The organism is Arthrobacter sp. B10-11 (assembly GCF_033142195.1).
Taxonomy (GTDB): domain Bacteria; phylum Actinomycetota; class Actinomycetes; order Actinomycetales; family Micrococcaceae; genus Arthrobacter; species Arthrobacter oryzae_C.
This window is the reverse complement of sequence record NZ_JAWMTH010000002.1, coordinates 455114-476553: the sequence shown is the minus strand read 5'-3', so window position 1 is coordinate 476553 and position 21440 is coordinate 455114. Positions and strand designations below refer to the sequence as shown.

General features: G+C 66.5%; 19 protein-coding genes. 9 read left to right on the top strand and 10 right to left on the bottom strand.

Features of this window, described 5'->3' with window-relative positions:
• Window positions 1-165 precede the first annotated feature (165 nt).
• The 5 genes from RW112_RS07855 (at window position 166) to RW112_RS07835 (ending at window position 6511) form a co-directional block, all read left to right on the top strand.
• Entirely contained in the window at window positions 166-1755 is a 1590-nt protein-coding gene (locus tag RW112_RS07855; protein ID WP_411709879.1) for a pyridoxal phosphate-dependent decarboxylase family protein, read from the top strand.
• Complete coding sequence (locus RW112_RS07850) at window positions 1752-3101, top strand: lysine N(6)-hydroxylase/L-ornithine N(5)-oxygenase family protein (RefSeq protein ID WP_317781212.1); 1350 nt, start codon at window positions 1752-1754, stop codon at window positions 3099-3101. The genes RW112_RS07855 and RW112_RS07850 overlap by 4 nt, the downstream gene beginning before the upstream one ends.
• Entirely contained in the window at window positions 3098-3706 is a 609-nt protein-coding gene (locus RW112_RS07845; protein WP_317781211.1) for a GNAT family N-acetyltransferase, read from the top strand. Before RW112_RS07850 ends, RW112_RS07845 begins: the two co-directional genes overlap by 4 nt.
• Window positions 3703-5586, top strand: a complete 1884-nt coding sequence (locus RW112_RS07840; RefSeq protein ID WP_317781210.1) for an IucA/IucC family siderophore biosynthesis protein — start codon at window positions 3703-3705, stop codon at window positions 5584-5586. The genes RW112_RS07845 and RW112_RS07840 overlap by 4 nt, the downstream gene beginning before the upstream one ends.
• A gap of 118 nt (window positions 5587-5704) precedes the next feature.
• Window positions 5705-6511, top strand: coding sequence for an SDR family oxidoreductase (locus RW112_RS07835; RefSeq protein ID WP_317781209.1), 807 nt, complete (start codon window positions 5705-5707; stop codon window positions 6509-6511).
• Here the strand turns inward: RW112_RS07835 and RW112_RS07830 are convergent.
• A complete protein-coding gene (locus RW112_RS07830; RefSeq protein WP_317781208.1) occupies window positions 6447-7529 on the bottom strand; it encodes an FUSC family protein in 1083 nt (360 codons plus the stop codon). The genes RW112_RS07835 and RW112_RS07830 overlap by 65 nt on opposite strands.
• A gap of 160 nt (window positions 7530-7689) precedes the next feature.
• Window positions 7690-9282, bottom strand: a complete 1593-nt coding sequence (locus tag RW112_RS07825) for an MFS transporter (protein WP_317781207.1) — start codon at window positions 9280-9282, stop codon at window positions 7690-7692.
• A 578-nt stretch (window positions 9283-9860) separates the two neighbouring features.
• On the opposite strand from RW112_RS07825, the gene RW112_RS07820 reads away from it, so the two are divergent.
• Window positions 9861-10082 (top strand): hypothetical protein, encoded by a 222-nt coding sequence (locus RW112_RS07820; RefSeq protein ID WP_317781206.1) that lies wholly within the window; start codon window positions 9861-9863, stop codon window positions 10080-10082.
• Window positions 10083-10156: 74 nt separating this feature from the next.
• Complete coding sequence (locus tag RW112_RS07815) at window positions 10157-10411, top strand: hypothetical protein (RefSeq protein WP_317781205.1); 255 nt, start codon at window positions 10157-10159, stop codon at window positions 10409-10411.
• Between the two features lie 122 nt (window positions 10412-10533).
• On the opposite strand, the gene RW112_RS07810 is transcribed toward RW112_RS07815, so the two are convergent.
• Window positions 10534-13128, bottom strand: coding sequence for an ATP-dependent DNA ligase (locus RW112_RS07810; protein ID WP_317781204.1), 2595 nt, complete (start codon window positions 13126-13128; stop codon window positions 10534-10536).
• 40 nt (window positions 13129-13168) lie between these two features.
• On the opposite strand from RW112_RS07810, the gene RW112_RS07805 reads away from it, so the two are divergent.
• A complete protein-coding gene (locus tag RW112_RS07805) occupies window positions 13169-14248 on the top strand; it encodes a Ku protein (protein ID WP_317781203.1) in 1080 nt (359 codons plus the stop codon).
• A gap of 26 nt (window positions 14249-14274) precedes the next feature.
• Here the strand turns inward: RW112_RS07805 and RW112_RS07800 are convergent, their stop codons facing one another.
• Together RW112_RS07800 and RW112_RS07795 are read right to left on the bottom strand one after the other, a co-directional pair.
• The gene (locus tag RW112_RS07800) at window positions 14275-14541 is read right to left on the bottom strand and encodes a Rho termination factor N-terminal domain-containing protein (protein WP_317781202.1); all 267 of its coding nucleotides are present in this window, start codon (window positions 14539-14541) and stop codon (window positions 14275-14277) included.
• Window positions 14542-14543: 2 nt separating this feature from the next.
• On the bottom strand, window positions 14544-15176 hold the full coding sequence (locus RW112_RS07795; RefSeq protein ID WP_317781201.1) for an SRPBCC family protein: 633 nt from the start codon (window positions 15174-15176) through the stop codon (window positions 14544-14546).
• A gap of 389 nt (window positions 15177-15565) precedes the next feature.
• Here RW112_RS07795 and RW112_RS07790 point away from each other — a divergent pair, with 389 nt between their 5' ends.
• On the top strand, window positions 15566-16558 hold the full coding sequence (locus tag RW112_RS07790) for an IS481 family transposase (protein WP_317781200.1): 993 nt from the start codon (window positions 15566-15568) through the stop codon (window positions 16556-16558).
• A 12-nt stretch (window positions 16559-16570) separates the two neighbouring features.
• Here the strand turns inward: RW112_RS07790 and RW112_RS07785 are convergent, their stop codons facing one another.
• The 5 genes from RW112_RS07785 to RW112_RS07765 all read right to left on the bottom strand — a co-directional run bounded on the left by RW112_RS07785 (window position 16571) and on the right by RW112_RS07765 (window position 21344).
• Window positions 16571-16849, bottom strand: coding sequence for an HPr family phosphocarrier protein (locus RW112_RS07785; protein WP_028270626.1), 279 nt, complete (start codon window positions 16847-16849; stop codon window positions 16571-16573).
• Between the two features lie 56 nt (window positions 16850-16905).
• Window positions 16906-18966: a fructose-specific PTS transporter subunit EIIC gene (locus RW112_RS07780; protein WP_317781198.1), complete on the bottom strand. Its 2061-nt coding sequence runs from the start codon at window positions 18964-18966 to the stop codon at window positions 16906-16908.
• A 2-nt stretch (window positions 18967-18968) separates the two neighbouring features.
• Window positions 18969-19952, bottom strand: a complete 984-nt coding sequence (locus RW112_RS07775; RefSeq protein ID WP_317781197.1) for a hexose kinase — start codon at window positions 19950-19952, stop codon at window positions 18969-18971.
• A complete protein-coding gene (locus RW112_RS07770; RefSeq protein ID WP_317781195.1) occupies window positions 19949-20758 on the bottom strand; it encodes a DeoR/GlpR family DNA-binding transcription regulator in 810 nt (269 codons plus the stop codon). The genes RW112_RS07775 and RW112_RS07770 overlap by 4 nt, the downstream gene beginning before the upstream one ends.
• 328 nt (window positions 20759-21086) lie before the next feature.
• A complete protein-coding gene (locus RW112_RS07765; protein ID WP_305943231.1) occupies window positions 21087-21344 on the bottom strand; it encodes a DUF6458 family protein in 258 nt (85 codons plus the stop codon).
• Window positions 21345-21440 lie beyond the last annotated feature (96 nt).

Below are 21440 nucleotides of genomic sequence, written 5' to 3'. Positions count from 1 at the left end.
ACGCCGCTTCCAGCGACAGTCAATGACGCTCCGTTGAGCTTCGAAAACCCCGAAAATCCGCCAATTCAGTAATTAGCTCACAAAAGTTTGACTAAAAGGTTCACCTAAGTAAGGCTTGCCTTGCTACGTTAGCGCGCCTCCAAACGCCTACCAAAGGAAAACCTTGTGACGCTGTTGCCCCGTGTGGACGAGAAACCCCTGGACCTGCCTGCCCCGACCGGCGGGCACGATTTCGGCTCCCGGGTGGAGCTCGCCCTCGCCGCCACCAACCACCTCTTCAACTCCCGAAATGCGCCCCGCTACGTGGCGCAGGTGCTCCAGGGGGTCAATGCCGTGGCTACCAAACTGGAGCGGACCACCCGGCCCTTTACCGGCGTCGGGCCCCAGGAACTCAAGGCGCGCGTCGGCGCCGTCGACCTGGATTCCCCGCTGCCGGACACCGCCGCCGCGCTGGCGGAACTTGAAGAGGTGTACCTGCAGGACGCCGTGTACTTCCACGATGCCAAGTACGCCGCCCACCTGAACTGCCCCGTAGTCATCCCGGCGCTGGTGGGGGAGAGCATCCTCTCCGCCGTGAATTCCTCCATGGACACCTGGGACCAGAGCGCGGGCGCCACCATGATCGAGCGCCGGCTGATCGACTGGACCGCGGGGCGGCTGTCCCTGGGCGCCGGCGCGGACGGCGTGTTCACCTCCGGCGGGAGCCAGTCCAACTTCCAGGCCCTGCTCATCGCCCGCAACCATGCCGTGGCCGGACTGCGGACGCTGCCGGGAAACGCATCCCTCCGGCTGCCGGGCCTGCTGGACAAGCTGCGGGTCTTTACATCCGAGGACAGCCACTTCAGCATCCGGAAGTCAGCATCGATGCTGGGACTCGGGTACGACGCCGTCGTACCGGTGGCGTACGGGGCGGACCACCGCATGGACCCCGCCGCACTGGCGAGCGCCCTGGCGCAGGCGGCCGATGCCGGGCTGGTACCGATGGCCGTGGTGGGAACCGCCGGGACCACGGACTTCGGAGCGGTGGATCCGCTCCCGGAACTGGCGGCCCTGGCAAAGGCCTACGGCGCATGGTTCCACGTGGATGCTGCCTACGGCGGCGGCCTGATGCTGTCCGGCCGCTACGGACACCGGCTGGACGGAATCGGCCTGGCTGACTCGGTCACCGTGGATTTCCACAAAACGTTTTTCCAGCCCGTCAGCTCCAGCGCCCTGCTGGTACGGGACCGGGCCATGCTGCGGCACGTGACCTACTACGCGGACTACCTCAACCCGGAAAGCGCGGCCCTGGCGGACATCCCCAACCAGGTGGACAAGAGCATCCAGACCACGCGCCGCTTCGACGCCCTGAAGCTCTGGCTCACGCTCCGGATCATGGGGGCGGACGCCGTGGGCGCCCTGCTGGACGAGGCGATCGACCTTGCCGCCCGCACCGGACGGGCCCTGGACGCGGACCCCGACTTCGAGCTGGCCGCCGCGCCGCAGCTGAGCACGCTCGTGTTCCGCTACCGCCCGGTCCAGCCTGACGGCACCCGCCTGGCAGAAGACGATGCGGACACCCTCAACCCGGCAATCCGGGCTGCGGTATTTGCCTCGGGCGAGGCGGTGGTGGCGGGAACCAGGGTGGCTGGCAGGCATTACCTCAAGTTCACGCTGCTCAACGCTGAAGCCACTCCGGAAGACATCAACGCGATCATCGGGCTGCTCCGCAGTACCGGCGAAGCGCTGCTTGCCGGGCAGGAGGCGGCGGCGTGAGCGGCGCACACATCTTTGACGTCGCCGGTATCGGCGTCGGGCCTTTCAACCTGGGGCTCGCCGCGCTCGCGGAGCCCGTGGACGGACTGGATGCGGTGTTCCTGGAACGCCGCGACTCGTTCGACTGGCACCCGGGCATGATGCTGGAACCGGCCCACCTGCAGGTCCCGTTCATGGCGGACCTGGTGACGCTCGCCGACCCCACGTCGCCGTACTCGTTCCTGAACTTCCTCAAGCAAACGGGCCGGCTGTACCGCTTCTACATCCGGGAAAACTTCTACCCGCTGCGCGCCGAATACAACCAGTACTGCCAGTGGGTGGCCGGCCAGCTCAGTTCCGTGCGGTTCGGCACGGACGTCCGCGAGGTCACGTACGACGACGGCGTGTACACGCTCTCCGTGGACGGCCCCGCGGGGCCGGAGGTGCTGCGCGCACGGCGGCTGGTGCTGGGCACCGGCACGTCACCGTACGTGCCGGCAGCCTGTGGCCGCATAGTGGACGCGGCGGCCAACGGCAGCGGGGGGCTGGTCCTCCACAACGCCGAGTACCTGTCGAGGAAGAGTGAACTGCAGCGGCAGCGGAGCATCACCATCGTGGGCAGCGGCCAGAGTGCGGCGGAAATCTACTACGAGCTGCTGCAGGAGATCGACGTCCACGGGTACCAGCTCAACTGGGTCACCCGGTCCGGCCGGTTCTTCCCGCTGGAGTACACCAAGCTGACCTTGGAGATGACCTCGCCCGAGTACGTGGACTACTTCCACGGGCTCCCGCAGGAGCAGCGGGACGGCCTCATCAAGAGCCAGAAGAACCTGTACAAGGGCATCAACTCCGAGCTCATCGACGCCATTTACGACCTCCTGTACACCAAGAGCCTCTCCGGGCTGGTGGACACGCGGCTGCTGACGCACTCGGCGCTGACCGGCGCATCGTGGGACCCGGCCGCCGGTTCGCACACCCTCCGGTTGCGGCACGGGGAGCAGGGGGCGGACTACTCGCTGGACACCGAAGCGGTGGTCCTTGCCACCGGCTACGGCTACCGCGAGCCGGAGTTCCTGGCCGGGGTGCAGGGCCGGATTGCCAGGGACACCAGCGGCAGGTTCGCCGTGGAGCGCAACTACAGCACCGGCGTCGAACCCGGCGAAATCTTTGTCCAGAACGCCGAACTCCACACCCACGGCTTCGTCACGCCGGACCTGGGCATGGCGGCCTACCGCAACTCCTGCATCCTGCGCGAGATCTGCGGCCGCGAGGTCTATCCCGTGGAACGAAGCATCGCCTTCCAGCAGTTCGGGGCGCCGGCGATGGCAGAGCCGGTCATGGCCGGGGCCGCAGGAGTACGCGCATGAGCTTCACCTTCCGCTGCTTCGACCCCGACGCCGACGCCCGACTCCTCCACAGCTGGGTCACCCGGCCCTATGCCTCCTTCTGGGGGATGCAGTCCGCCACCGTGGCGGACGTTGTGGCGGAATACTCGAAGATCCAGTCCAGCGGGCACCATCATGCCCTGTTGGGGCTCGACGACGGCGTCCCCGCCTTCCTGATGGAGGAGTACCTCCCGGTCCGCTCGCCGCTGGCGGGCCTGTACGCCGTGCAGCCGGGCGACATCGGCATGCACCTGCTGGTGGCCCCGCCCGCCGGCCCGCCGCGCACCGGCTACACCGCAGCGGTGATGGAAGCGGTCCTGGACCGGCTCTTCGCCAAGGACAGGGTGGAGCGCGTTGTGGTGGAACCGGACGCCCGGAACCATAAAATCCACGTCCTCAACGAGCGGCTGGGCTTCCGGCCTGCCGGAGAGGTGGCCCTGCCGGACAAGCAGGCCCTCCTCAGCTTCTGCACGCGGGAGGCCTTCCACACGGCCCGCGCAGCCCTCCATTCACCCCCGGGGCACCAGTCCCCGATCCGCCAGTCCCCGATCCGCCAGTCCCCGATCCGCCAGGGAGTATCACGATGACCACCGCTGACCTTGAATCCGTCCTCGCCGCAGGTAACGCCGCAACCCACCTCACTCCGGAGCGCTGGGACGCGGCCAACCGGCACCTCGTCCGCAAAGCGCTCGCCGAGTTCGCCCACGAGCGCATCCTCAGCCCGGAGCGGACCAGCGCCGGCGACAACGCCGGGCCCGGTGACGGGGACGGCGCCGGGTCCGCGTCACAGCTCCACGCCTACCGGGTGCTGAGTGACGACGCATCCGTCGAATACCGGTTCTCCGCCAGGATCCTGCACCTTGAGCACTGGTCGGTCGACGCCGCCTCCATCACCTGCAGCCGCGACGGGCAGGACGCACCCCTGGACGCGCTCCGGTTCATCACTGAATTCCACAACACCCTGGGGATCCGGCAGGAGATGCTCCCGGTCTACCTGGAGGAGGTCAGCAGCACCCTTTCGAGCCATGCCTACAAGCAGTGGGCCGGGCAGCCGTCGTCCGCCGAACTGGCGGCCGGTGTGACCCGCGGGGCAGACGCCGCCACGGACTTCCAGGCCATTGAACGGAGCATGACCGAGGGCCACCCCTGCTTCGTGGCCAACAACGGCCGGCTGGGCTTCGGCATCAGCGACTACCGTGCCTTTGCCCCGGAAGCCGGCGCCCCCGTGCAGCTGGAGTGGATTGCGGTGCGCCGGAGCAAGGCAGTGTTCACGTCCAGCGCCGGACTGGACTATGCCGCCCACCTTGAGGCCGAACTCGGGGCCGGCGCCCTGGCCTTCTTCGACGCCGAGCTCGGCGCCCTTGGCCTGGACCCCGCGGGGTATTTCTTCATGCCCGTGCACCCGTGGCAGTGGGAAAACAAACTGACTGTGACCTTCGCGGCCGACATCGCCCGGCAGCACATCGTCCACCTCGGGATCGGCGCAGACAGCTACCAGGCCCAGCAGTCCATCCGGACCTTCTTCAACACCACCGCGCCGGAAAAAACGTACGTCAAAACGGCCATGTCGGTCCTGAACATGGGCTTTATGCGGGGGCTGTCGCCGCAGTACATGAAGGCCACGCCGGCCATCAATGACTGGCTCCAGGAGCTGATCCGCAGCGACGCGGCCCTCCAGGACCGCGGGCTGGCATTGATCCGGGAGGTGGCCGCCATCGGATACCACAACGAATACTACGAAGCGGCCGCGGCCAAGGAATCGCCCTACCGGAAGATGCTGTCCGCACTGTGGCGGGAAAGCCCCCTGCCGCTGCTGGCAGACGGACAGCAGCTGGCCACCATGGCCTCGCTCCTGCACGTCGATGCGGCCGGCAAGCCCATGGTGTCCGCGCTGATCGAACAGTCCGGACTGGAGCCCGGGGAATGGCTCCGGCGATACTTCGAGGCGTACCTTGTTCCGCTGGTCCACTGCCTGTACCGCTACGAACTGGCCTTCATGCCGCACGGCGAGAACGTGATCCTGGTGCTCCAGGACGGTGTGCCGGTGCGGGCCGTCATGAAGGACATCGCCGAGGAAATCGTGGTGATGGGAGACCGGCTCGAGCTGCCGGAAGCCGTGTCCCGGATCAAGGTGGACATTCCCGACGGCGAGAAGGTCCTTGCCATCTTCACCGATGTGTTCGACTGCATCTTCCGGTTCCTCGGCGCCCTCCTCGAGGAAGACGGCGTCCTCAGCGGCGGGGAGTTCTGGCGCACCGCGGCCGAAGCCATCCGCGATTACCAGGCCGGGCACCCGGAACTCGCGGACCAGTTTGCCCGCCACGACCTCTTCGCGGCGGATTTCCAGTTCTCCTGCCTCAACCGGCTGCAGCTGCGCAACAACCAGCAGATGCTGGACCTCACGGATCCGTCCGGAGGCCTGCAGATGGCGGGCAGGCTGGCGAACCCGCTGGCGGCGTTCGCCTAGGGTGGCTCCGGCCGGGCGGCCGGCGAGTCCCGTCGTCGAGGTGGCATGTCACGGCAGTCCCAGGCTTCACCACTGCCGCGACCTGCCATCTCGGCGCGCGCGCCACTAGGCTTCTGCCATGACCGCACAAGTTCCCGGAACCACCGCCCTGATCACCGGCGCCACGGCGGGCATCGGCGCCGAGTTCGCCCGCCAGCTCGCAGAGCAGGGCCACCACGTGGTGCTGGTGGCCCGGGACGCGGAGCGGCTGCGGGCCGCCGCGCACGAGCTGGAGAACAACTACAGCATCACGGCCGAGGTGCTTAGCGCGGACCTGACGGACGACGCCGGCGTGGCCGCCGTCGTCGAACGCCTTTCCGATCCGTCCCGGCCGGTGGAAATCCTGGTCAACAACGCGGGGACCGGGTTGCTGAAGCCCTTCGACCAGAACAGCCTGGACGAGGAACGCAGGCACCTGCGGCTGCATGTCCAGGCGCCGCTGGAACTGTGCCACGCCGCCCTGCAGGGGATGCTGGCGCGCGGTTCGGGCCGGATCATCAACGTGGCCAGCGTTGCGGCGTTTGCCAACCGGGGGAGTTACTCGGCAGCGAAGGCCTGGCAGGTGACGTTCAGCCGGTGGGCCAACCTGGCCTACGCCGGCAACGGGGTGAAGGTGACGGCGGTGTGCCCCGGCTTTACCCAGACCGAGTTCCACGACCGCATGGGCATGGATAAGACCGTGGCCCCGCGATGGCTGTGGCTGCACGCCGACCGGGTGGTCCGGGAAGGCCTGGCGGACAACGAACGCGGCCGCGCGGTGTCCATCCCCACCAAGCGGTACAAGCTGGTTGCGGCGGTGTCCCGCGCATTGCCGGCACGGTTCACGTCGGGCCCGCCGCGGCGGCCTGTGCACGAGGGCTCCGCCGGCGCCGGATCAGCACAATAACCGCAATTCCGATGACCGCGCCCACCACGGTTTCCACGGCACGTTCCGTGATGAGGATACGGGGGTCAGCCGGGGCGGCGAGCTGCGTCATCAGCAGGATCACGGGGGTGAAGGACACCATGGCCAGGCCGTAGTGGCGGGTCATGAAAAGCTCGGTGGTGAACTGGAACACGATGACCAGCAGCGCCAGCACGGCGGCTTCCGCTCCGGGAAACAACCGCAGCGGGGCCCAGGGGCCCGGGAGAAGCACGACGGCGACCAGCCCCAGCCCGAGGAAGGTCCCCATCATGCGGTGGAGACCGCGGTGCACGCTGCTGGGCAGGTCGGCTCCGGCGAGCGGAACGGCTGCAGCGGCCATGGCCCAGTGCGGGTGGCCGCTGCCGCTGAGGACGCCTATGGTGCCTGCGGAACCTACCGCCATGACGTACCGGGCCGCATGGATCAGTGCAGCCTGCCTGCGCGGTCCGCTGAGGGGTTCTGCCGTCCGGGCGGCGCCGGGCTGCCACGTCCGGCCGCGGACCCAGCCGCCAAAGCCGATCATGATGGAAAAGGCCGCGGACGCGGCGGCGATGAGAACGGCTGCGAACCAGGGCACCGTGGTGGGGACGGAAGCGCACGCACCCAGCGCAAGGATGCCGAAGAACGGGCCGTTGGGCTTCAGGTTTACCCGGTCGGAGAACATCGAGCCGACGCCGGCCAGAACGGCTTCCACGCCCACCAGCCACCACGAGTGCAAGTGGTTGACGGAGAGGAAGACGCCCACGCCCACGCCACCGAGCAGGACCAGGGCGGCCTGGGCCTGGTGCGTGAGGCGGAGCTGGTGGGGCTCGGAACGTCCGTACATCCCGGTCAGGGCCCCGAACACGGCATAGATGATCAGGTCCGGGCGGCCGAGGAAGAGGAGGGCCAGCGAGGGGACGGCCACGCTGACCGCCACGCGCAAGGCGGACAAATGATCATTGTTGGCCGGGCCGAGGCTGTGCAGGGTGCGCAGGTGCCGGAGGAGGGCTTCGTTCACAGGTCCCTCCGATCTTCCGTGCTGTGGTTCGTCAGAGCTGTCGTCTGTGCGTTCTTCCGCCAAAAAGTCTGCCAGACGCGCGGGAGGCCTGCTTTGCACGCTGTCACAAACGAACATCGTGCAAAGCAGGCCTCATCGGGCGGGGCTCCGGACTACAAGGTCAGGCCTTCGCAGGAACCTTTTCGGTTTCCCGCAGTTCGTCTTCAAACGGCATTTCGTCGAGGTTGATCAACGGGTTCTCGTCCTGGGTGGCCACGAGTTCCTGGGCCTCAGCCTTGGTGTCCACGCTGGGCATGGAACCCGGCAGGGGCCGGTTGGCCGATTCCTTCAGGAAGTAGATGGCCACCGCACCGATGGCCGAGGTGGCCATCAGGTAGTACGCGGGCATCATGTCGTTGCCGGTTGCGGTGATCATCGCCGCGACAATGAACGGCGTGGTGCCACCGAAGATCGCCACGGAGAAGTTGTACGCGATGCCCATGGCGCTGTAACGGCTGGACGTGGGGAACTGGGCAGGCAGGGCCGATGCCAGGTTGGCCACGTAGAACGTGACCGGGAAGGCGATCAGTGCAAGGCCGGCCAGAGTCGACCAGATTTCGCCGACGCCGATCAGCAGGAAGGCAGGTGCTGCCAGCACGATGGTGCTTACGGCGCCGATCCACAGGACAGGGCGGCGTCCGATGCGGTCGGAAAGCTTGCCGGTCAGCGGAATGCACAGGCTCATGACCACCAGCACGGGGATGGTCAGCAACGTGCCGTGAACGGGATCGTAGCCCTTGGACTCCGTGAGGTAGGTGGGCATGTAGGACGTGAGCGCGTAGCCTGCGGTGTTCGCGGCGGCCACCAGGATCATGGCCACGATAATGGGCCGCCAGTTCGCCTTCACAACACCCACCGGGCCCTTGGCGGCAACATCCGAGGACTTGGCCGCTTCCTTGCCGAGCTCTTCCTGCGCGTCCAGGGTTGCCTGGAACTGCGGGGATTCCTCAATCTTGCTCCGGAAGTACACCGCGATGAGGCCCAGCGGACCTGCGAGGAGGAACGGAATACGCCAGCCCCACTCCTCCATGGCAGCCTGGCCCATGGTCAGCTGGAGGGCTGACACGAGGGCGGCACCCATGGCAAAGCCGAGGTAGCTTCCGAGGTCAAGGAAGCTGGCGAAGAAGCCGCGGCGCTTGTCCGGGGCGTACTCGCTCACGAAGGTGGTTGCTCCGGCGTACTCGCCGCCGGTGGAGAAGCCCTGCACGATCTTGAGCAGCACCAGCAGGGCAGCCGCCCACAGTCCGATCTGCGCGTAGCCGGGGAGGAGGCCGATGGCGAACGTACTTGCCGCCATCAGCATCAGGGTTGCTGCCAGGACCTTCTGGCGCCCCACCTTGTCACCGAACCAGCCGAAGATCACTCCGCCAAGCGGGCGGGCGATAAAGGTGGCGGCAAACGTGCCCAGCAGGAACAGCGTCTGCGTGGACGGATCGGATTCCGGCAGGAACACCGGACCCATGGTGGTAATCAGGTAGCCGAACACTCCGACGTCGTACCATTCCATGGTGTTGCCCACGATGGTTCCGCCGAGTGCTTTCTTGAGCATCGGCTTGTTGACGACGTTGACGTCGGAGACTTTGAGTCTGCGGCGAGGCAACAGCCTCGGCTTCTTGGCGCTTTGGGGCGCCGCGCCCGGGGGCACAATATTGTCGGTTCCGCGGGCGTTGTTCGCGCCTGCTGAAGAGTCGGTCATGCTTCGGTCTGTGGGCATTTGGGCTTCTCCTGTGGAGGTCATTTGCTTGCGACTTGTAGCTGCCCCGCTCCGGGCAGGCTTTCAATTTTACGCGATTCCCATGGTGTTTCCGAGTTCGGTGGCGTATGATCCGGGCTTTCCGGCACCTGCCAGGGCCGGAAGCGGAAATTCTTTTGCGCTGTTTCACCGCGCCGTTACTGGAAATCCGGCGGCTTGGCGCATCGTTACCAAACCTTTTTCTCCGACCGGCCCAAAAAGCGCCCCAAAGCGCCGAAAAACTGCCTTTGCGGGCGCAGGCAGCACGCGTTCGCCCGGCGCCGGAATCCATCCCAAACGGGGGGTTCCAACGGGCCGGATCACTGTCTAAGGTTGAGCCATGGGAACACTGATCTTTGGATAGGCCCGCGGCCGTCAGCGGTTGTACCTGCTGGCCTGTCCCGCCTGCCGCATCCACCGGCCCACGCTAGCTGAGGCGAACCTCCGCATTGATCCCCTCCGGCGACCCCCGCCGTCGTCGATTCTCCATGGCGATCTTCCAGCGTGCGCGTCCGAACCTCATCACCGCCACCCGATTCCGTCCCACAAGGAGAGCTTCCGTGACCGACAAAACCAACAGCAAGAACGCCGAGCCCGCATCAGACCCGAAGACACGGGCGCCGGAGGCCGAGGGGGTCAAGTCCAGGCTGACGGACGCCCAGCGGGAAATGCTCGCCAGCAAGTCCCGTGGGGGCGCCGGATCGAAGAGCGTTTCGCACGGCCACAAGCCCACGCATGCAAGCGGCAAGCAAGGCCCTGTCCAGAAAAAAGTCCGCTGGTAGGTCCTGCAGACAAGCAGTTTCTGCAGACCTAGTATTGGTGGACACTTCATTTCAACGCGGAAAGGAAGAGCACAATGGCTGAGAAAAATCCTGGGGGACAGCTCGAGCCGGAACTGGCCAGCCACCTGGCCGAGTCCATGGACGAGGCGCCGGCGCCGGAGTTCACGGCCCCCGCCGGCCCGGTTAACGGCGGCAAGCAGTGGCCGGACGGCAACGGCAAACGCCGTCATCCCAAAGAGCGCGGCACCGCTCACGGACGGATGGGCCATGAGGCAGCGGTCACCGCGGTCCACCGGACCGGCCGGCCACAAATGCCGCACTCCTCGTAAACGCGCAGCCGGGCGACACCTGTTCCAGGTGTTGCCCGGCTTTTTCGTGTGTCTTCCGGTGCCCGCGGGCGTGCCCGAATGTCCGGGCGGGCCGGGACACCCGGGCGGGCCGGGACACGGCGTCAGCCGGACTCTGCCACGACCTCGTTAGCGTTTTTGTCCAGGCGCCAGCCGCGCCACACCGGGTGCCGGAGCTTCCCGCCGCCGGTCCACTCCCCGAAGGTCACCTCGCCCACCAGTTCAGGGGTTACCCAGTGCGCGTCGGAGGCATCCGCGTCAGGTACCTCCGTGAACGGAGAGGTCTTCCTCGCCAAGGTGTCCATCTGCAGCCGCAGTTCCTGTAGCTCCCGGTCGCTGAAGCCGCTGCCCACGCGTCCCACATACCGCAGGGTGGCGCCGTCGGGGATGCCCACCAGGAGCGACCCCACGGAGTTTTGCCTTGACCCCTTGCCGGGGCGCCAGCCGCCCACCACCACTTCCTGGGTGCGTTCGAACTTTAGCTTCAGCCACGACCTGCTGCGTTCGCCGCTGACGTAGCGGCCGTCAATGCGTTTGGCCATGATCCCCTCAAGGCCCAGTTCCCTGGCGCTTTCCAGGAGGTCCTCCACCTCGTGGTCCAGGACCTCCGACAGGTGCACCGGACGGCCTTGCGGCCAGTCCAGCTGCTCCAGGCGGGCCCGCCGTTTCCTGAGCGGCGTCAGGCGGAGGTCTTCACCTGCGACGGACAGCAGGTCGAACACCATCAGCTGCACCGGCGTGGCGGCCCGGGCCCTGGCGACGTCGGCCGCTTTGGTCAGTTTCATCCGCGTCTGCAGCAGCCCGAAATCGGGCCGCCCGGAAGGCCCGACGGCGACGATCTCGCCGTCGGCGATGAAGCTTTGCTCCGGCCAGCAGGTGCGGTCCGTCAGTTCCGGGTAGCTTGCGGACACGTCGTTGCCGTTGCGGCTGATGAGCCGGATCCTGGTGGCGTCGGCAACAACGAGCGCCCGCACGCCGTCCCACTTCAGCTCGAACTGCCAGTCCATGCCGCGAAGATCCGCGGTGGTCCCGGCACCAGCCAGCATTGGCGAGATGTCAGGTGAAAAGGTCAATGAGGAGTCGGGCGTGGCATCAGGTGAGGGATCCGACCGGGCATCAGCCGCTCCGTCCTGGTTCTTTGATGCTGACGGTTTCTTTGTTGCTGACGGGGCACGGGGTGCCGGCGGAGCTGCGTGCGGCTTGCGGTCCATCAGATGGATGAGCCACTGCGATTGTTCTGCCCCGTGCTGCTGATCGCTGTCGCGGCTGGTCCTGATCAGCGCAAATTTCTTCGTTCCTCCCAGGCCGCCGCCGTCGGCCCCCGTGAGGGTGGCGATGACTTCCTTGCCCGCGATCCACTTGTCGCATTCGTAGTACCCGTGATCCCAGATGCTGACGGTTCCGGCGCCGTACTGGCCTTTGGGGATGGTGCCGGCGAAATCGAGGTAGTCCATGGGGTGGTCCTCGGTCTGGACGGCGAGGTGGTTCTGGGTCCCGCTGGCGGGTACTCCCTTCGGAAGGGCCCAGGACACCAGGACGCCGTCGCGCTCCAGCCGGAAGTCGTAGTGCAGGCGGCTGGCGTGGTGCTCCTGGATGACGAAGCGCTCCCTGATGGTGCCCGCGCCAGGGTCTGCCCTGTGCCGGTCCGCGCTGAACGGTTCCGGTGTCCCTCCCGGATCCCGCATGGAGCGGTACTTTTCCAACCGCGGGTCCCCGCTGCCGCCGTCGGCCGTTCCATGTCCTGCCTCGCCGCCGGACCGGCCGCCCGAACCGGCGGTATCGCTGCCCGGATGGTCCTGCACATGGCCGCCGCCCGCGGAGACCGCCGCGAACGGATCCTTGCCGTCCTTCACGCGCCGCATGACCTCCCGGTAGTCCAGCTGCTTCAGCTTCGGGGAGGCCAGCTCGCGCCAGGTCCGCGGGGCGGCCACCGTGGGGCGGAGCCGGCCGCGAAGGGAGTACGGGACAATCGTGGTCTTCGCTGCATTGTTCTGGCTCCAGTCCACCAGCACTTTTCCTGTCCGGAGCGTCTTCTTCATGTCGCTGACGGCAAGGTTCGGGTGGTCCGCCTCCAAGGCGCGGGCAAGTTCATGGGCGAAGTCGGAGATCTGGTCCGAGCCCTGCGTGCCGTCGAGGCCGGCATAGAGGTGGATGCCCTTGCTGCCGCTGGTCACCGGCACAGGGTCCAGGCCAACGTCCTTCAGGATGGCGCGGGCAAGCCGGGCCACTTCGACGCACTCCGCCAGGCCGGCGCCCTCGCCGGGATCCAGGTCCAGCACCAGCCGGTCCGGGTTCATAGGATTCCCGTGCGGGTCCACGCGCCACTGGGGGACGTGGATTTCCAGCGAACCCATCTGGGCCAGCCAGGTCAGCGTGGCGGCGTCATTGACCAGCGGGTACTGGTTGGTGCGCTCCTTGTGCCGGATGGAGGCGCGCGGAATCCAGCCCGGAGTGGATTCGTCCAGGTTCTTCTGGAAGAACATCTGGCCCGGAGCTTCGGCGGTGCCCACGCCGTTGACCCAGCGCTTCCGGGTGGCCGGCCGGTTTGCCGCGGCGGGGATCAAAACGGGTGCGACGGCGGCGTAGTACGCCAGGACGTCCGCCTTGGTGGTGCCGGTCTCGGGGTACATCACCTTGTCCAGGTTGGTGACCACCAGTTCACGGCCCTGGATCCGGACACGTTCCCTACTGCCGGCCAAAGGTCTTCACCTCCGGGCAACTGTGATGTTCACTTGATCCATGAGAGCCATCTGGAAAGGCGCTATCGCATTTGGGCTGGTCAACGTGCCGGTCAAGGTCTACAGCGCCACCGAGGACCACGACATCGGGCTCCACCAGGTCCACAACGCCGACGGCGGGCGAATCCGCTACCAGCGCCGCTGCGAGGTGTGCGGCGAGATAGTTGACTATTCGGACATCGACAAGGCCTACGAGGAAGACGGCCGCACGGTGGTCCTGACCCGCGACGAGCTCAAGTCCATCCCGGCGGAGAGCAGCCACGAGATCGAAGTGGTGCAGTTTGTCCCCTCCGAACAGCTCGATCCCATGATGTTCGAGAAGAGCTACTACCTGGAACCCGATTCGAAGTCCCCGAAGGCGTACGTCCTCCTCCGACGGGCACTGGAGGACACCGACCGCGTGGCCGTGGTCCAGTTCGCGCTCCGGGAGAAGACCCGGCTCGGGGCTTTGCGGATCAAAGACGACGTCCTGGTGCTGCAGTCGCTGCTGTGGGCGGACGAAGTCAGGGAACCGGCCTTCCCCGCACTGGAGACCACCGTCCGGATCTCCGCCCAGGAACGCGAAATGTCCGCAGCCCTGGTTGACTCCATGGCCGGGGATTTTGAGCCCGGCCAGTTCACGGACGACTACCAGGTGCAGCTCCGTAAGCTCATCGACGCGAAGATCGAGCAGGGGGAGTCCCTGGACACGGAACAGACGTTCGGTGCCGAGGCGGCTGAAACCGGTGCCGGTGAGGTCATCGACTTGATGGAAGCGCTGAAGCGGAGCCTCGAGAAGAAGCGGGGCGGCGCCGCCGCGTCCGGGGACGACGACGCGGCCGACGGCGACGAGGCTCCGGCCAAGGCGACCCGCGCCAAATCCCCGGCCCGGTCCAAGGAAGGCGCCGCCAAGGCTCCTGCCAGAACGGCCGCGTCCAAGACGGCTCCTGCCAAAACGGCCACGTCCAAGACCGCCGCGTCCAAGACGGCTCCTGCCAAAACGGTCACGTCCAAGACGGCTACGGCCAGGACGGCCGGGAAAGCGGAGGATGCTGAACCGGCAGCCAAGGAACCGGCGAAAAGCCGGCGAAAAGGGGCCTGAGTTACAGTCACCCATTGCGGCCGCGGTCAGGAGTTTCTCAGAGCTGAGATGAGCTCACTCTTCTTCTTGGCGGAGTAACCCTTGAGTCCTATTTCCTTGGCTTTGGCTTTGAGCTGGGCGACCGTCCAGTCCTCGTAGTCACCCGACTTGCCGCCCTTGCGCCCCACCGCGGAGCGTCCCTTTTTTGCGGCGGCATTGGAAATGCGGGCCGCCTTCTGCTTCGACGCGCCGTCTTCCCGGAGTTCCTCGTACAGCTCAGGGTCCTTGAGGCTGGGGTTCTTTTTCTCAGGCATGATCAGCTCGGATCCGATGGTTCAGCGTCGTCAATGAAGGGGTCCACCCCTGCCGGACGCTGCGGGGAAGGGGTGGGTGTGTGCGGCGGCTGCGCAGGTGATGCGTGAGCGACGGCATCGTGTGCGTGGTGTGCGGGGGCGTTGGCGGCGAAGCCCGCCTCTTCCTCGGTTTCCTCGACTTCTCCGTGGTCCACGGCAGAACGCCAGGCGCCCGTTTCAATGCCGCGTGATTCGATGAACTGTTTGAACCGCTTGAGGTCGGCGCTGATCTGGTGGCTGTCCGCGTGCACCGCGGAGCCGGCTTTCTCCACCAGGCCTTCGGGCTCCCATTCCAGCGCCACGGTGACCCGGGTGTGATCGGGTCCGAGGGATTCGAAGGAGACCTCGCCGGCGTTGCGGGGCTTGTCCGTGCTCACCCAGGCGATTCGACGGTCCGGCAGTTGTTCGGTGATCTGCGCGTTGTATTCGCGCCTGACGCCGGCGATGTCCGTCCGGAAGTGCAGGGACGTCTCATCGATCTGCTCGACGGACTCCACGCCCCGCATGAACTCCGGGAATGACTCGAACTGGGTCCATTGGTTGTAGGCGGTGGACACGGGAACATCCACCTCGACGGTTTCGTGCAAAGTAGCCACTGTCTCATCCTCTTTCAGCCCGGGACGTGCCCCCGAATGGGTCTGTTGAACGGCGTGTCGCCACGTTGTCCACGCTAACGGGGCCGTCAGGCAAAAACAAGGAATGTACTAAGTTTGCTTAGTTCATCCTCCCCGGAGTAAAAACCGGGAGTTAAAAGCAGCGGCCGGCCCGTGCGCCGCCTGCCCTTGGAAGGGAGGTGGCGCAGCGTGCCGGCCGCTGGCTGCACTTTGCTGCCTGGTACTGCGGGCGGGCTGTCCTAGCTGTACTGCCCAGGGACGTTGGTTGGGTGAATGTGATGACGCGCTGGAGTCGTTGACTCATGGGTGAGGACCTCCGGTTGCACAGTGGAGTTGCTTAGACAACCGCTGAGGCGACCAGGAGGTCCTCAATGTCCCACGCTAATGCCGCTTTGACTCCACGCCAACGTTTACGGGTCGCGCGTCTGGTCATTGACCAGGGATGGCCGGTTTCCCGGGCCGCCGAACAGTTCAATTGCTCCTGGCCCACGGCCAAGCGCTGGGCTGAACGCTACGCTGCGATGGGCCAGGCAGGCATGAGGGACAGGTCCTCGCGCCCGCACCGGGTGGCGAACCGGACCCCACAGCAGCTCGTGCGCAAGGTCGTACACCTGCGCTGGAAGCAACGGCTGGGGCCGGTCGCGATCGGCGCGAAGCTGGCCATGCCGGCCTCGACCGTGCACGCGGTCCTGGTCCGCTGCCGACTGAACCGTCTGCACCACGTCGACAAACGCACTGGGGAAGTCATCCGCCGCTACGAGCACGACAAGCCGGGGGCGATGATCCACGTCGATGTGAAGAAGCTCGGCAACATCCCGGACGGTGGCGGCTGGCGCTACGTTGGCCGGCAGCAAGGCAAACAGAACCGCGCCACGACTCCGGCAAAGCCGCGAAGCAGCCACCACAACCCGCTGATCGGCACCGCCTACGTGCACACGGTCATCGACGACCACTCACGGGTGGCCTACGCCGAAATCCACGGCGATGAAACAGCTGCCACCGCCGTGGGAGTGCTGAAACGGGCCGTGTCCTGGTTCGCTGACCGCGACGTCACCGTCGAGCGGGTCCTCTCCGACAACGGATCAGCCTACAAATCCCACCTCTGGAGGGACACCTGCAGGGAGCTGAACATCAAGGCAAAGAAAACCCGCCCCTACCGCCCGCAAACAAACGGCAAGATCGAACGGTTCCACCGCACCCTCGCCGACGGATGGGCATTCAAACGCTTCTACGCCACAGAATCAGCCCGAAGAAACGCCCTCCCGGCATGGCTGCACCACTACAATCACCACAGGCCCCACACCGCAATCGGAGGCCACCCGCCCATCAGCCGATTAACCAACCTGCCTGGGCAGTACACCTAGCCCGCTGTGCTGCTACTCGGCGTCGTGATCTGTTTCCAGGATCTGGACCAGGTGGTCCAGGGCGGTGTCGGCGCCGTCGCCCTCGGCGCGGAGGACCACAACGTCGCCGTGCGAGGCGCCCAGGCTCATGAGGGACAGGATGCTGGCGGCGTCCATGGCCTCGTCGGCCGGCTCGCCCTGGCGGGCGATGGTGATCTCGTGCGGGTACTCGCCGGCGGCCTCGGCAAAGATGGCGGCGGGACGGGCGTGCAGGCCCACGCGGCTGGCGATGGTGGCGGTGCGTTCGAACATGTGTGCTCCTTGGATATCAGGTCGGGACAGGTGGTTGGTAAGGCTACCGGACCGGGTCAGACAGTTACTGGAACCGGCTCCACGGTATCAACGGACTTGCGGACGGCCCAGCGCTTGAGGGCGATCACTGCCAGGGCGGTGACGACGGTGCCGGCGAGGATCGAGACAACGAACATCAGGAAGTTGTCGATTGCGAAGAAGACGAAGAAACCGCCGTGCGGGGCCTTCGAGCCCACCGCGAACGCCATGGAGAGGGCACCGGTGACCGCGCCGCCGAGCATGCTGGCGGGGATGACGCGGAGCGGGTCGGCTGCGGCGAACGGGATGGCGCCTTCGGAGATGAAGGATGCGCCCAGGAGCCACGCCGCCTTGCCGTTCTCGCGTTCAGCCAGGCTGAAGCGCTTCTTGTCCAGGACGGTGGAGGCGAGGGCCATTGCCAGCGGCGGCACCATGCCTGCGGCCATGACGGCTGCCATGATCTGCCACGGTGCCTGGTTGTCCAGGGTTGCGGCGCCCAGGCCGGCGACGGCGAAGGAGTAGGCAACCTTGTTGACCGGACCGCCGAGGTCGAAGCACATCATGAGTCCCAGGATGACGCCCAGGGCGATGGCGCTGGCACCGGTGAGGCCGGAGAGCCAGTTGTTCAGGCCCACGGTGATGGCGACGATCGGGGCGCCCAGGATCAGGAACATCAGGCCCGAGGCAACGAGGGACGCGACCAGCGGGATGATGACCACTGGCATCAGGCCGCGCAGCCAGCGGGCCACCTGGATCTTGCCGATGGAATGGGCGATGTAGCCGGCCAGGAGGCCGCCCACGATACCGCCGAGGAAGCCTGCGCCCATGAACCCTGCGACGGCGCCGGCAACGAAGCCCGGTGCAATGCCCGGCCGGTCGGCAATGCCGTAGGCGATGTAGCCTGCCAGTGCCGGGACCAGGAAGCCGAGCGACAGGGCGCCGATCTTGAAGAGCACGGCACCAAGGTATGCGCCGAGCGGGCCCCATGCGTTCTCGGGGTATTCGGTGGGCAGGTTGAAGATGCTGTTCTCCACCACGATGGTGTCCGCGAACTGCGTGATCAGGTAGCCGCCCATCAGGAAGCCCAGCGCGATCAGCAGACCGCCGCCGGCCACGAACGGGATCATGTAGCTGACGCCCGTGAGGAGCGCTTTCTTCAGCTTCTGGCCGATGTGCTCGCCCTTTTCGGTGGCTTCGGCCTCGGCCTGCTCTTCTGCACCGAAGTGCGGAACCCGGCGGGCGTTGGGATTGTCAGCCGCGGCCAGTGCTTCCTGGACCATCTTGTCCGGTTCGTCGATGCCGCGCTTGACCGGTGCGTTGATAACCGGCTTGCCGGCAAAGCGCTCCTTGCCGCGGACGTCCACGTCCACCGCGAAGATCACGGCGTCGGCGGCTGCGATCACTGCGGGGTCCAGCGGCTTGGCGCCGGAAGAACCCTGGGTTTCCACCTGGAGGTCCACACCGACTTCCTTGGCGGCTGCGACCAGCGAGTCGGCAGCCATGTAGGTGTGGGCGATGCCGGTGGGGCAGGCGGTCACGGCGACGAGCCGCTTGGGCCCGCCGGAGCGGGCGCCGGTGGCGGCACCGGCGGACGGTGCCGCAGCCGCGGCTGTTGCCCCTGCTGCGGGTGCAGCTGCGGCCGCAGGCTTGTCAGCCAGGGCGCCTTCCACCAGTTCCACGATCTCGGCCTGGGTGCTTGCCGCACGCAGCGCGGCCGTGAAGTCCTTTTTGATCAGGGAGCGGGCCAGCTTGGACAGGAGCTTCAGGTGCTCCTGGTCCGCGCCTTCGGGGGCTGCGATGAAGAAGATCAGGTCCGCCGGGCCGTCTTTGGCACCGAAGTCCACCGGCTGTGAAAGCCGTGCCATGGCCAGGGTGGGCACCGTCACGGCCGTGGAGCGGCAGTGCGGAATGGCGATTCCGCCGGGCACTCCGGTAGCTGTCTTGGACTCACGGGCAAACGCGTCCGTGAAGAGGCCTTCCGCTTCGGTGGCACGTCCGTTGGCGGCAACCCTGCCGGCCAGATGGCGGATCACGTCCTCGGGCGAGTTGCCCAGGTTCTGGTCTAGCTCGACCAGATCAGTAGTAATGAGCTGAGTCACTGTCAGTCCTTCCGGAGGGCCGTGATGGTTACGGCATCAGGGGTGGTTTGGTGGACCGCCGGAACTGTGGAGCCCGGCAGGGAAGCGGCGGCGGCACCGTGTGCCACAGCCTGACGGAGGCAGTCGGCCGGGGCGGCGCCCTGGCTGGAGGCGAGCAGGTAGCCGGCAAGGGAGGAATCCCCCGCACCGACCGTGCTCACGGCTTTGACCGGCGGATGCGTGGCCAGCCACGCGCCGTCGGACGTTACGAGTACTGCACCTTTGGAACCGAGCGTTGCCAGCACGGCACCAACACCGGAGCGCACGACGGCGGCGGCGGCTGCCGCGGCAGCCTCCGGATCCGCTTCCAGTTCGTCAGCGGTGGACGCCGTGGCGAAACCGGCTGCGGCAGCCAGTTCAGCCAGTTCTTCGGCGTTGGGTTTGAGGAGGTCCGGCATGCCTGCCGCGTCGCCTGAGACGGCGGCGGCGAGGGGTGCGCCGGACGAGTCGACGGCGATGCGCGGGGCAGCACCGTCATTAGTGGAGCGAAGCCGCCGGGTAACGGTGGCGTAGAAATCGGCCGGAACCCCGGGTGGGAGCGAGCCGGCCAGGACAACCCAGCTGGCACCGCGGGACCGTTCCAGCAGCAGCCCGATCAAGGCTTCCTGCTGGTCTTCGCTCAGTATCGGGCCGGGTTCGTTGATTTTGGTGGTGGTGCCGTCCGGTTCCGTCAGCGCCACGTTGGTGCGCAGCGGTTCGTGGATGGGGAGGGCGGCAAAAGGTACCCCGCCCTCACGAAGCCCCGCCAGCACGGGATCGGAGTCGCCGCCGGGGAGGACGGCCACTGTTTCCAGTCCGGAGGCCACCAGGGCGCGGGAAACGTTGACCCCTTTCCCGCCGGACTCCTGGCTGACGGAAACGGCGCGCTGCACTTCGCCGCGCAACAGGGGCGAGGGGAGGGCTACGGTGCGGTCGAGGCTCGGGTTCGCGGTGAGGGTGACAATCATGCGATCACCACGTCCACGCCGGCGTCAGCAAGCGCCGCTGCGAGTTCCGGGCTGGGGTCACTGTCTGTAATCAAGGTGTCCAGATCTTTCAACGAGGCGAACTGGACCAGCGTTTCCGCATCCAGCTTGGACGAATCGGCCAGCACCACAATGCGGCGTGCCGATTGGACGAAGGCAGCCTTGACGGCGGCTTCTTCAGGATCGGGCGTGCTCAGCCCGAAGGCCGAGTGGATTCCGTTGGCGCCGATGAAGGCGATGTCCGGACGAATCTTGTGGGCCGCTTCCACGGTGGACTGCCCCACCGCCGCCTGGGTGAGGCCGCGGACCCGGCCGCCCAGGAGGTGGAGGGCGATGCCTGGCTCGCCGGCGAGTTTCGCGGCGATGGGGATTGCATGGGTGATGACCACCAGTTCGTTCTCCGGATTGGACGACGGTGCAGCGGAGGGGTCGGCCAGGCGCAGGGCGATCAGGTCCGCCAGGGCCTCCGTGGTTGAGCCGGCGTCCACCAGGATGCTGCCGGCGGGGTTCTGCGGGATAAAAGCCAGCGCGGCCTCGGCGATCCGCAGTTTCTCCGGCTGCCGCTGGATGGTCCGTTCCAGGATGCTTTCCTCGGTGGTGCTGACCCGGTCCGGTGCGACGGCGCCGCCATGGACCCGGCGCACAGTGCCGGCTGATTCCAGCGCAGCCAGGTCGCGGCGGACGGTTTCGGTGGTGATGTTGAAGCGCTCGGCAAGGGCAGTGACGCTGGCGCGGCCGCTTTCGGCGACCAGTCCCGCGATCAGCTGTTGGCGCTCCTCGGCGAACACTTACCCTCCATTGCGTAAAGACTGCTGGTAATTCAGTAACGGCTTCAGTGACTGCCATCACATGATGTTGAATTGCTTGACTTTATCTTTGTTCTTGTGGGTTTGTCAATGAAAACAACACGAACGCAGATCCCGCCCCTGGAGTTTTTGTCCATATCGAAGGAGTTGGGGGCCTTCGAAGTCGCGATAAGTGGACAAAAACTCGGGTGGGACGACGGAAGCCGGGCCCGACCGTGATGGTCTGGCCCGGCTTCCGGGTGTGATTGAAGGTGGTTCACCGTTGTCCGTGGACGACTTCCCCTGGACAACGGCGGCCGGAGGGCCATGGCTAGATGCCGCCGTCCCGGCTCTCGTTGCGGACGATGCGCTCACCCGTGTTGGGGTCCACTACTGACCGGGTTTCACTCACCCGGCGCGTGCGCCCCGGCGAGGCCAGCACCAGTGAGGCGATCAGCCCGATCACGCCGACGGCCATCAGGATGTACCCGATCAGGGTCTGGTCCACATACGGGATCAGGCCGGGCGTGATGGCCCAGGCCAGGATGGCACCGAGGGCGATAAGGAAAATGGAGGAACCGATTCTCATGACTTGCTCCTAGCTGTCCGGGGGACGTGCGGGCAAAAACTTGATCAGCATGCTGTCTAGCGACAGGCTACAGGCCGCCCCCTGCCGTTTCAATGA